Annotated in this window: 10 protein-coding genes; 7 read left to right on the forward strand and 3 right to left on the reverse strand. The window is 71.5% G+C overall.

Features of this window, described 5'->3' with window-relative positions; all coding sequences use genetic code 11:
- Window positions 1-33: 33 nt before the first annotated feature.
- Complete coding sequence (locus tag AB0J76_RS20655) at window positions 34-933, reverse strand: branched-chain amino acid transaminase (RefSeq protein ID WP_352322564.1); 900 nt, start codon at window positions 931-933, stop codon at window positions 34-36.
- A 90-nt stretch (window positions 934-1023) separates the two neighbouring features.
- Here AB0J76_RS20655 and AB0J76_RS20660 point away from each other — a divergent pair, with 90 nt between their 5' ends.
- Entirely contained in the window at window positions 1024-2349 is a 1326-nt protein-coding gene (locus tag AB0J76_RS20660) for a PLP-dependent aminotransferase family protein (protein ID WP_352322563.1), read from the forward strand.
- Between the two features lie 39 nt (window positions 2350-2388).
- Here the strand turns inward: AB0J76_RS20660 and AB0J76_RS20665 are convergent, their stop codons facing one another.
- Window positions 2389-3906 carry a family 10 glycosylhydrolase gene (locus AB0J76_RS20665; RefSeq protein WP_352322562.1) on the reverse strand — a complete coding sequence of 506 codons (1518 nt, stop codon included), beginning with the start codon at window positions 3904-3906 and terminating at the stop codon, window positions 2389-2391.
- A gap of 203 nt (window positions 3907-4109) precedes the next feature.
- Entirely contained in the window at window positions 4110-6260 is a 2151-nt protein-coding gene (locus AB0J76_RS20670) for an elongation factor G-like protein EF-G2 (protein WP_352322561.1), read from the reverse strand.
- 163 nt (window positions 6261-6423) lie between these two features.
- Between AB0J76_RS20670 and pgsA the strand changes: the two genes are divergently transcribed.
- From pgsA to pdxS, 6 genes are all read left to right on the forward strand, one after another.
- Complete coding sequence (pgsA, locus tag AB0J76_RS20675) at window positions 6424-7026, forward strand: phosphatidylinositol phosphate synthase (protein ID WP_352322560.1); 603 nt, start codon at window positions 6424-6426, stop codon at window positions 7024-7026.
- The gene (locus AB0J76_RS20680; RefSeq protein WP_352322559.1) at window positions 7023-7931 is read left to right on the forward strand and encodes a phosphatidylinositol mannoside acyltransferase; all 909 of its coding nucleotides are present in this window, start codon (window positions 7023-7025) and stop codon (window positions 7929-7931) included. Before pgsA ends, AB0J76_RS20680 begins: the two co-directional genes overlap by 4 nt.
- Window positions 7928-9058, forward strand: coding sequence for a glycosyltransferase family 4 protein (locus AB0J76_RS20685; protein WP_352322558.1), 1131 nt, complete (start codon window positions 7928-7930; stop codon window positions 9056-9058). Before AB0J76_RS20680 ends, AB0J76_RS20685 begins: the two co-directional genes overlap by 4 nt.
- 32 nt (window positions 9059-9090) lie before the next feature.
- Complete coding sequence (locus tag AB0J76_RS20690; protein ID WP_352322557.1) at window positions 9091-9633, forward strand: hypothetical protein; 543 nt, start codon at window positions 9091-9093, stop codon at window positions 9631-9633.
- Between the two features lie 79 nt (window positions 9634-9712).
- A complete protein-coding gene (locus tag AB0J76_RS20695) occupies window positions 9713-10717 on the forward strand; it encodes a DUF3048 domain-containing protein (RefSeq protein WP_352322556.1) in 1005 nt (334 codons plus the stop codon).
- 123 nt (window positions 10718-10840) lie between these two features.
- Window positions 10841-11746 (forward strand): pyridoxal 5'-phosphate synthase lyase subunit PdxS, encoded by a 906-nt coding sequence (gene pdxS / locus AB0J76_RS20700; RefSeq protein ID WP_364340906.1) that lies wholly within the window; start codon window positions 10841-10843, stop codon window positions 11744-11746.
- Window positions 11747-11802 lie beyond the last annotated feature (56 nt).

Genomic DNA, 11802 nt, shown 5'->3' on the forward strand with positions numbered 1-11802 from the left:
TACCTTCTCACGGGCGGCGGCGGGCCCGGTCCGTCAGCCGTGCACGGGGGTGAGCCAGTGGCGGTAGCGGTCGTCGCGCCCGTGCACGGCGGCCTCGTAGGCGTCGGACAGCTTGCCGGTGACCGGCCCGGGGCCGCCGAACTCGCAGTGGTCGACCGCGCTGACGGGCACGATCCCGGCCGCCGTGCCGCAGACGAAGATCTCGTCGGCCGTGTACAGGTCGGTGCGCAGCAGGTCCTCCCTGGTGACCGTCAGCCCCAGGTCGGCCGCCAGCCGGGCGACGGTGTCCTGCGTGATGCCCTCCAGCGCGCCGGCGTGCGGCGGAGGCGTGGTCAGCACGCCGTCGCGCACGACGAAGACGTTCGCGCCGGTGCACTCGCTGACGTTGCCGGCCGCGTTCAGCAGCACCGCCTCGTCGAAGCCCGCCTGCATGGCCTCGGACTTGGCCATCACCGAGTTCAGGTAGGGGCCGGTGGCCTTGGCCGCGGTCGGCGTCACCCGGTGGTCGTTGCGCTGCCACGAGCTGGTCATCAGCCGCACGCCCGCCTCCAGCAGCGCGCCCCACTCCCAGGACGCGATCGAGACCACCGTCGGGCAGCCGCGCGCCGCCACGCCCATCTCGCCGTAGCCGCGGTGGGCCAGGTGGCGGATGTAGCACGAGGACTGGCCGTTGGCCGCGACCGTGGCCAGCGTGGCCGCGCGCAGCTCCTCCAAGGTGTACGGCAGCGGCATCCCGATGATCCGCGCGCTGCGCGCCAGCCGCCGCAGATGCTCGTCGAGCCGGAACACCGCCGGGCCGTCGGGCGTGTCGAAGGCCCTGGTGCCCTCCAGCACGGCGGTGCCGTAGTGCAGGGCGTGCGTCAGGACGTGCACCCGGGCCTCGGCCCAGGGCACCAGCTCGCCGTCCATCCAGATGTGCTCGGCTTCGCGCATCGTGCCGCTCCTCTCCGTAAATGGCCGTCAACAATCACGAGATGTAGGCCAATTCATTGATAAGTGGCACAGTAACCGGATAATAGTGGCGTGGGAAGAGAAGAAAACCTTGTCACCCTGGTCCGCGACCGGCTCCGGCTCCACCAGGGCACGGCCAGCCGGCGGCTCGCGGGCGCGCTGACCGACCTGGCCCAGACCGGCGCCATCGCCCCGGGCACCCGTCTGCCCTCCGAGCGCGACCTGGCCCAGGCGGTCGGCCTCAGCCGCGGGACGGTCGCCGCCGCCTTCAACGCCCTGTGCGAGGAGGGCCTGTGCGAACGCCGGCACGGCAGCGGCACGTACGTGCTGGGCGTCCCGACGTTCGGCGGCCTGCTCCAGGGCGGCGCGGTGCTGGCCGACCTGTCGACCTCGGTCGTCCCCGACCCCTCCCACCTGGCGGTGCCCCCGCTGGACGCCGCCGCCCTGATGCGCGCGCCGAGCGGCCACGGCTACGACGCCATGGGCGACTCGCGGTTGCGCGCGGTGCTGGCCGCCCTGGACGCCGGGCCGCACCGCGAGATCATGGTGACCTCGGGCGCCCAGCAGGGCATCGACCTGGCGGCCCGGGTGCTGCTGCGGCCCGGCGACCGCGTGCTGGCCGGCGACCCGGCCTACGGAGGGGCGCTCAGCGTGTTCCGGCGCGCCGGGGCCCACGCCGTGCCCGTGGACCTCGCCGACCCGGACGCCGTGCGCGACGCGCTGGCCCGCCACCGCCCGGCCGCCGTGTACGCGCTGCCGGTGGACAACCCGACCGGCCGCGTGGCCGACCTGCGGCACGTGGCCGAGCTGGCCGCGGCGGCGGACGTCCCGCTGGTGGAGGACCGGACGCTCGCGCCCGTGGTGTTCGACGGCCGGACGCCTCCCGCGCCGCTGGCCCTGGCCCATCCGCACGGCACGGTGACGGTGGGCTCGTTGTCGAAGGTGTTGTGGGGCGGCCTGCGGGTGGGCTGGCTCACCGCCCCCGAGCCGCTGCTGGCCCGGCTGCTGGAGGCCAAGCTCGACGCCGACCTGGCCACCAGCGCCGTCTCCCAGCGGCTGGCCTCCGACCTGCTCGACGGCGACCCAGTGCCGGCCTGGCTGGCCGAGCTGGCCCGCCGCCGCGACCACTTCACCGCCGCGCTGTCCGCGCGCCTGCCGTCGTGGACCTGGTCACGCCCGCAGGGCGGACTGTCGGTATGGGCCCGGCTGCCGGGCGCCGACACCGACAGGTTCGCCGCCGTCGCCCGCGAGCAGGGCGTGGCCGTCGCGCCCGGCTCGCTGTTCTCCCCGGACGGCCGCCACCGCGACCGCCTGCGCCTCAGCTTCGCCCTGCCGCCCGCCCTGCTCGACCAGGCGGTCGCCGCCCTGGCCCGCGCCTGGGAGCAGACCGGCCACTGAGCTCCCACCCGGACGAGCGGTGACGGGACGGGCCTCGGCTCAGCCCACCTTGACCTTCACCGGCTTGCTCTCGTGGTGCTGCCGGTCGAGCGAGGTGATCAGGTACGTGCCCGGCTTGGCCGAGTACGACGCCGCCGTCACCACGGCCGCCAGGTTGCGGGCGTCGGTGGTGTGGCAGTCCTTGCCCGACTCCGGCACCCGGTACACCGCGTAGGCCCGCGCCCCCTCGGACGGCGTCCAGGACACGGTGGAGCCGCTCGCCTTGACGCCGGCCGGCTTGCCGGGGGCCTCGCCGCCGCGGTCCTCCATGATCGGCAGCAGCGCCGGACGGCTGTAGTGCTCCTTGGCCACCCGGTCGATCGCGCCGAGCGGGTTGGTCAGGAGCTGCTTGGCGCTGAAGTAGATGTCGCCGTCGACCTGCTCGTAGCGCCGGTTCACCGTCAGGTGCGCCGACAGCTCGCCCGGGTTGGCCCAGGCGGCGTTGGTCCTGGTGCCCACCTGGTAGAGCGCCTGGCCGATGTAGAGCTGGACGTCGGTGCCCTTGACCGCGCCCGCCCACCAGGCCGTCAGCGTCTTGTAGTCGGCCGCCTTGAAGCCGCGCGGCCAGTAGAGCTGCGGGGCGACGTAGTCGACCGTGCCGTCCTCGATCCAGGAACGGGCGTCGGCGTAGATGGAGTCGTAGGCGGACATGCCGGCCGTGGCCGAACCCTCGGGGGCGTTGGACTTGTTGCGCCAGATGCCGAACGGGCTGATGCCGAACTTCACGTGGTTCTTCGTGTCGTGGACGGCCGCGTCGACCTTGGCCACCAGCTTGTTCACGTTGTGGCGGCGCCAGTCGGCCAGCTTGCGGCCCTTGCCGTACTTGGCGAAGGCCGCCTTGTCGTCGAACGTGCCGCCGCCGCCCGGATAGGGGTAGAAGTAGTCGTCGAAGTGCACGCCGTCGACGTCGTAGCGGCTGACGACGTCGGTGATGACCTTGGTGACGTGCTCGCGCACCTGCGGCAGACCGGGGTTGTAGTAGAGGCCGCCGCCGTAGGTGACCGTCCAGTCGCGGTGCTGCCTGGCCGGGTGGTTCGCCGGGAGCTTGGACAGGTCGGCGGTCTCGGCCGCGCGGTAGGGGTTGAACCAGGCGTGGAACTCCAGGTTGCGCTTGTGCGCCTCGTCGATGAGGAACGGGAGCGGGTCCCAGCCCGGGTCCTTGCCCGCGGTGCCCGTCAGGTACTGCGACCAGGGCTCCAGCGAGGAGCGGTAGAGCGCGTCGGAGGCGGGACGGACCTGGACGAAGACGGCGTTGAGATTGCGCTTGACCGCGCTGTCGAGGATCTTGACGTACTCGGCCTTCTGGCGGGCCTGGCCGAGGCCGGCGCGCGAGGGCCAGTCGATGTTCTTGACCGTCGCGATCCACACCCCGCGCAGCTGGCGCTTGGGGTAGCGGGGGTCGGGCTTGCAGGCCGCCGTCGCCTCGGCGGTGGCGGGGGCGGTGGTCGTCGTCTTCTTGGTCGCTGCGGGGCTCTCGGTCGCGCCGGGGCCGAACACGTAGGCGGCGCTGGTGGTCACGACCGCGAGGGCTGCAGCGGCTAGGAGTGGGCGTCCAGTTCGCATAGTGCAACCCAGTCTGGCAGTTGCTCCCGTGTGATCGGACCCGAAAAAAGAAATGCAGTCGTGATGCTTCTGTTACGAAATGGTAGATGTGGTGATCAAACGTGCGGGCCGGGAGGGACGTGCCGCCCTCCCGGCTCAGCGCCGACCGCTCCGTACCCCTACTCGGTGGCCGCCACCTTGCTCGCCAGGTTCGGCGGCAGCGGCTCGTAGCGCAGGAACGTGCGCGTGAACGTCCCGGTGCCGTGGGACATCGAGCGCAGGTCGATGGCGTAGCGGGTGATCTCCAGCTCGGGCACCTCTGCCTTGACCAGCGTGCGCCCGGTGCCCACCGGCTCGGTGCCGAGCACGCGCCCGCGCCGCGAGGACAGGTCGGACATCACCGAGCCCACGTAGTCGTCGGCCACCAGCACCGACAGCTCGTCCACCGGCTCCAGCAGCAGGGTCGGGACCTTCGAGGCCGCCTCCTTCAGCGCGAGCTGGCCCGCGATCTGGAAGGCCATGTCGGAGGAGTCGACCGAGTGGGCCTTGCCGTCGTAGAGCGTGACGCGCACGTCCACCATGGGGTAGCCGGCCACCACGCCGCGCTCCATCTGGGCCCGCACGCCCTTCTCCACCGACGGGATGAACTGCCGGGGCACCACCCCGCCGACGATCTTGTCCACGAACTCGAACCCGCCGCCCGAGGGCAGGGGCTCGACCTCCAGGTGGCAGATCGCGTACTGGCCGTGGCCGCCGGTCTGCTTGACGTTGCGGCCCATCGCCTGGCAACGGCCGCCGAACGTCTCGCGCAGCGGCACCCGCAGCTCGATCCGCTCGACCTCGACGCCGTGCCGGTTGGCCAGGCGGTCGAGCAGCACGTCGGTGTGCGCCTCGCCCATGCACCACAACACGAGCTGCCTGGTCTCGGCGTTGTTCTCCAGGCGCAGCGTCGGGTCCTCGGCCACCAGCCGGCCGAGCGCCTGGGCCAGTTTGTCCTCGTCGGCCTTCGACTTCGCCCTGATCGCCACCGGCAGCAGCGGTTCGGGCATCTGCCAGGACGTCATCAGCAGCGGACGGTCGACCTCCGACAACGTGTCCCCGGTCTCGGCCCGTGACAGCTTGGCCACGGCCACGATGTCCCCGGCCGAGCCCTTGGCCGCCGGGCGCTGGGTCTTGCCGAGCGGGCTGGTCAGCGTGCCGATGCGCTCGTCGACGTCGTGGTCCTCGTGCCCGCGGTCGGCCAGGCCGTGGCCGGAGACGTGCACGGTCATGTCGGGGCGCAGCGTGCCGGAGAAGACGCGGACGAGGCTGATGCGGCCCACGTACGGGTCGCTGGTGGTCTTGACGACCTCGGCCACGAGCGGGCCGTCGGGGTCGCACGCGATGCCGCCGACCGGCTTGCCGGACAGGTCGGTGATCTCGGGCATCGGGTGTTCCAGCGGCGAGGGGAAGCCCTGGGTCACCAGCTCCAGCAGCTCCGTCATGCCCACGGCGTGGCCGTCGCCGAGCCCGCTGCACAACACCGGGAAGAAGCTGCCGCGCGCGACCGCCTTCTCCAGGTCGTCCACCAGGACCTTGGTGTCGATGGGCTCGCCCTCCAGGTAGCGGTCCATGAGCGACTCGTCCTCGCTCTCCTGGATGATGCCCTCGATCAGCTCGCCGCGCCGCTCCTCGATCTGCGCCTCGTACTCGGCGCCCGGCTCCTTCTCGGTGCGGGCGCCGGTCGCGTAGTTGTAGAACTTCTGCGACAGCAGCCCGATCAGGCCGTTGACGTGCCCGTTGGTGATCACCGGCAGGTAGAGCGGCGCGACGCCGTCGCCGAAGACGTCCTGGCAGGTGGCCAGTACCTCGTCGAAGTCGGCGCGCTGGTGGTCGATCTTGGTGATCACCACCGCCCTGGGCATGGCGACCTGGGCGCACTCCTCCCAGAGCATCTGCGTGAGCCCGTCGATCCCCTCCGAGGCCGACACGACGAACAGGGCGGCGTCGGCGGCGCGCAACCCGGCGCGCAGGTCGCCGACGAAGTCGGCGTAACCCGGGGTGTCGAGCAGGTTGATCTTGATGCCGTTGTGCACGAGCGGCGCCAGCGCCAGGTTGACCGACCGCTGCTGGCGCACCTCGACCTCGTCGAAGTCGCTGACCGTGTTGCCGTCCTCCACCCGGCCCGGCCGCTGGACGGTGCCCGTCGCCGCGAGCAGCTGCTCGACCAGGGTGGTCTTGCCCGCTCCCGAGTGGCCGACCAGCACGACATTGCGTATCGCATCCGCCCTGTCGGCCGTGGGTGCCCTGCCCGCGGCTCCCATGGCCCCGCCGGAGTTCCTATCCGCCACTTCGCCTCCCACGTCGTCGGTGCATCCAACGCCGCGCCCGCGCGGAGGGTGTCAGGAACCGCATGGACGCGGTGTGTTCACCAAATACCCCTGTGGCGAATATCACAAGGGGTGCGGGGCAAAGAAAGTGGCCGCTCACGTGATGGCCTACGATCGGACCGCGATGCTCAAACTCCTGCGACCGGCCATGACCCGGATACTCACCCCGCTGGGCAGGGCTCTCGTCGGCCGCGGGATCGGCCCGAACGCCGTCACGGCGATCGGCACCCTCGGCACGGTGATCTCCGCCCTGACCCTGTTCCCGCTGGGCCGGCTGGCCTGGGGGGCGCTGCTCATCACCGTCTTCGTGCTGTTCGACCTGCTCGACGGCGTCGTGGCCCGGCTGGGCGGCAAGGGGGGCACCGTCTGGGGCGCCTTCCTCGACTCCACGCTCGACCGGGTGGCCGACGCCGCCATCTTCGCCGGCCTGATCCTGTACTTCGTGGCCGCGGGCGACACGCTGATGGCCGGCGTGACGCTGGCCTGCCTCGTCGCCGGGTCCCTGGTCTCCTACGCCAAGGCCAGGGCCGAGGGCCTCGGGCTGACGGCGGACGTGGGGCTGGCCGAGCGTCCCGAGCGGCTGGTCGTGGCCCTGGTCGCGACCTTCTTCTCGGGGGTCGGGGTGCCCTACGTGCTGCCGCTCGGCATGTGGCTGCTGGCGGCGGCCTCCACCATCACCGTCGTGCAGCGGGTCGTGCACGTCCACCGGCAGACGAGGGAGCGATGAGCGAGAAGACCTCGATCGGCGACCGCATCGTGGCGGCGGGCTTCGCGGCGGGCTGGAAACTGGTCCCGCTGCTGCCCCAGCGGCCCACGGCGGCGGTCTTCCGCCTCCTGGCCGACCGGGTGTGGCGCAAGCGCGGCAAGTCCGTGCGCCGCCTGGAGTCCAACCTGGCCAGGGTCACCGGCATGGACGCCGGCAGCGCGGAGCTGCGCGAGCTGAGCAGGGCCGGCATGCGCTCCTACTTCCGCTACTTCCACGAGGTCTTCCGCCTGCCCTCGATCCCGCGGCCGGAGATCGTCCGGCGCACCCACGTCATCGGGGCCGAGCACATCCACGACACCCTGGCCACGGGCCGGGGCGTGGTGCTGGCGCTGCCGCACATGGGCAACTGGGACGCGGCGGGCGCCTGGCTGGTCGGCGTCGGCCACCCGTTCACCACGGTCGCCGAGCGGCTGCGGCCCGAGTCGCTGTTCCGCCGCTACGTCGCCTTCCGCGAGGGGCTCGGCATGGAGGTGCTGCCGCTCACCGGCGGCGACGGCCACAACTTCGGCACCCTGGCCGGCCGCGTGCGCAGGGGCGGCGTGGTGTGCCTGCCCGCCGAGCGCGACCTGACCAAGAGCGGCATCGAGGTGCGCTTCTTCGGCGCCACCACCAAGGTGCCGGCCGGCCCGCCGCTGCTGGCCGTCCAGACCGGCGCCGCGCTGCTGCCGGCCACCGTCTACTTCGTGGGCGACGACTGGGGCATCCACATCCACGAGGAGATCCCGGTGCCCGCCGAGGGCACCCGGCAGGAGAAGGTGGCGGCCGTCGCCCAGGCCATGACGGACGTCTTCGAGAAGGGCATCGCCGAGCACCCGGAGGACTGGCACATGTTGCAGCGGCTCTGGCTGGAGGACCTGCCGAAATGAAGGTCGGCATCGTCTGCCCCTACTCCTGGGACATGCCCGGCGGGGTCAAGCAGCACATCGACGACCTGGCCCAGGCGCTGATGGCGCAGGGGCACGAGGTCTCGGTCATCGCGCCCGCCGCCGACGACGACGAGCTGCCCCCGTACGTGACGGGCGCCGGCCGGGCGGTGCCGGTGCCCTACAACGGGTCGGTGGCCCGGATGTCGTTCGGGTTCCTGTCGGCGGCGCGGGTGCGGCGCTGGGTGCGTACGGGCGACTTCGACGTGCTGCACATCCACGAGCCGCTGATCCCGAGCCTCGGCGTGCTGGCCTGCTGGGCGGCCAAGGGGCCGATCGTGGCCACCTTCCACGCCTCCTTCACCCGCTCGCGCGCCATCGCGGTGGCCGAGCCGCTGCTGCGCAGCGCGCTGGAGAAGCTGAGCGGCCGCATCGCGGTCTCCGACGCGGCGCGCAAGAGCCTGGTCGAGCAGTTCGGCGGCGACACCGTGCTGATCCCCAACGGGGTGACCGTGGCCCGCTACACCGAGGCCGAGCCGCTGCCCGGCCGGGGCCCCGACGGCGCCACGATCGGCTTCCTCGGCCGCATGGATGAAGAGCGCAAGGGCCTGCCGATCCTGCTCGACGCCTTCAACGCGCTGGCCGCCGAGCGTCCTGACCTGAAGCTGCTCATCGCCGGGCCCGGCGACGCCAAGGACGTCTACGACAAGGTGCCCAAGCCCTTCCACGAGCGGGTCACCGTGCTCGGCATGGTGAGCGAGGCCGACAAGATCCGCGCCTACCACTCGGTCGACGTGTTCTGCGCCCCCAACACCCGGGGCGAGAGCTTCGGCATCGTGCTGGCCGAGGCCATGGCCTCGGGGGCGACGGTGCTGGCCAGCGACATCCCGGCCTTCCGCAAGGTGCTGGGCGAGGGGCAGGCCGGCGCGCTGTTCGCCAACGGCGACGCCGCCTCGCTCGCCCGCGAGGCCGCCGCGCTGCTCGACGCGCCCGAGCGGCGCGCCAAACTGGCCGCCGAGGCGCTGGTGGCGGTCAGGAAGTACGACTGGTCCACGGTCGCCCGCGACGTGGTGCGCGTCTACGAGACGGTGACCACCAGCGGCGCGGGCCGGGTGGAGGAAGACCTGTGACCGCCTGCCGAGAGCTCCTGTAGGGAACCGCTGTGACATCCACCATGATCGTGCTGATCGTGGGCATCGTCGTCGTGCTCACGGCCGTCTACATCTCCTGGCGGGCGGGCCGGCTCGACCGCCTGCACATCCGGCTCGAACTGGCCCGCGAGGCGCTGGACGCCGCGCTCATGCGGCGCCGGGCCGTGGTGCTCGAACTGGCCGGCTCGCGCCTGCTCGACCCCGCGACCTCGCTGGTGCTGGCCGCCGCCGCCCACGAGGCCAGGATCGCCGGCCCCGAGGAGCGCGAGCACGCCGAGAGCGACCTGTCGCGGGCCCTGCGGGCCGCGGCCGACCAGGAGCGCTTCAGGGAGAAGCTGGCCGAGGCGCCCGGTGGCGGCGACCTGCTGGAGGAGCTCGACGCGGCGGTGGCCAAGGTCGTCTATTCGCGCCGTTTCTACAACAACGCGGTCGGGGTCACCCGTACGGCGCAGCGGCGCTGGCTGGCCAGGACGTTGCGATTGGCCGGTCACACCGAGTTCCCGGAATTCTTCGAGATCGATGACAATCCGCCCGCAACTATGTCGCCTGAATGACCAAATGTGGGGAGGCCGGTAAGCTCTTCCCGATTTCTGGGCAAAGGCGAGGAGTTGTTGCAAGGTGCGGCTATCCCGGATGATCTCGGTGACTCTGGCAGGGACGGCCGTGCTCGGGCCCGTCGCGGCCTGCTCGTCCGACGAGCCTCCCGCGTCCGGCAAGGCGCCGCAGGCGGCCACCGCCGCCCCCTCCGAGGAGCCCACCGAGAAGGCCGAGGGCCACCCGTTCACCGGGCAGCCCTACGAGGAGCTCAAGCCGGTGCTCGCGGTGAAGATCGAGAACACCGCCGCGGGCAAGCCGCAGCTCGGGCTCAAGAGCGCGGACGTCGTCTACGTCGAGCAGGTCGAGGCCGGCCTGACCCGGCTCATGGCGATCTTCTCCTCGAAGATCCCGGCCAAGGTGGGCCCGGTGCGCAGCGCCCGCATCTCCGACCTGCACATCGTCCCGCAGTTCGGCAAGCCGGCGTTCGCCTACTCCGGCGCGCAGACCAAGATGTTGCCGTTCATCGCCAAGGCCCCGCTGTACGACGTCGGCGACACCCGCAACCCCGGCGCCTACTTCCGCCAGCCGGGCCGCTACGCCCCCTACAACCTGTTCGCCAACACCAGGAAGCTGCTGTCGGGCGCCCCCAAGGCCACCGAGGCCAAGGACATCGGCTTCACCTTCGGCGACGCGCCCGCCGAGGGCGGCGTGGACAAGAAGTCGTACACCGTCAGGTGGCCCGCGGCGCGCTTCACCTTCGCCTGGTCGGAGGCCAAGAAGCAGTGGCTGATCTGGCAGGACGGCAAGAAGGACATGGCGGCCGAGGGCGGCCAGCTCGGCGCGCCCACGATCGTCGTGCAGTACACCAAGACCGAGCGCTCGCAGTTCCACGACTTCCACCAGAGCTACACCCCGCTCGTGCACACCACCGGCAAGGGCAAGGCCGTCGTGCTGCGCGACGGCAAAGCCTACGCGGCCAACTGGGAACGGGAATCGGAGGAGACCGGTACGACGTTCACCACTGAGAGCGGCGAGCCGATGAACTTCGCCCCCGGCCAGGTCTGGATCGCGCTCGCCAGCCGCAAGCCCGTCACCCCTTGATGACCGTTCTGTATAAGTTGAGCGGCAAATCCTGACATCGTGGCATGTCGGGGGAGGGGTCCATCAGGACCTACGATGGGTTTGATAACTTACCGTCCGCCCTGAGAGCCCGTGAGGAAGACCGTGTCCAGCACGCCTGAAAGCACCCCCGTCACCGGAACGGCCCGTGTCAAGCGCGGCATGGCCGAGATGCTCAAGGGTGGCGTCATCATGGACGTCGTCACCCCCGAGCAGGCCAAGATCGCTGAGGATGCCGGCGCCGTCGCCGTCATGGCCCTTGAGCGTGTGCCCGCCGACATCCGCGCCCAGGGCGGCGTGTCCAGGATGAGCGACCCCGACATGATCGACGGCATCATCGCCGCCGTGTCGATCCCCGTCATGGCCAAGGCCCGCATCGGCCACTTCGTCGAGGCCAAGGTCCTGCAGTCGCTCGGCGTCGACTACGTCGACGAGTCCGAGGTGCTCACCCCCGCCGACTACGCCAACCACATCGACAAGTGGCAGTTCACCGTGCCCTTCGTCTGTGGCGCCACCAACCTGGGCGAGGCCCTGCGCCGCATCACCGAGGGCGCGGCCATGATCCGCTCCAAGGGCGAGGCCGGCACCGGCGACGTCTCCAACGCCGTCACCCACATGCGCACGATCCGCGCCGAGATCAGGCGCCTCACCACGCTGGCCGAGGACGAGCTCTACGTGGCCGCCAAGGAGCTGCAGGCGCCCTACGAGCTGGTCGCCGAGGTCGCCAGGAACGGCAAGCTGCCGGTCGTGCTGTTCACCGCGGGCGGCATCGCCACCCCGGCCGACGCCGCCATGATGATGCAGCTCGGCGCCGAGGGCGTGTTCGTCGGCTCGGGCATCTTCAAGTCCGGCGACCCGGCCAAGCGCGCCGCGGCCATCGTCAAGGCCACCACGTTCTACGACGACGCCGACGTCGTCGCCAAGGTCTCGCGCGGTCTCGGCGAGGCCATGGTCGGCATCAACGTCGACGAGATCCCGCAGCCGCACCGGCTGGCCGAGCGCGGCTGGTGAACCGGCGCGTCGCCGCAGGCCGGCGGCCCGCCGGAGGTCCATGATCGTCATGTGAC

The sequence above is a fragment of the Nonomuraea sp. NPDC049624 genome (assembly GCF_040675255.1).
In the GTDB taxonomy this organism is placed as follows: domain Bacteria; phylum Actinomycetota; class Actinomycetes; order Streptosporangiales; family Streptosporangiaceae; genus Nonomuraea.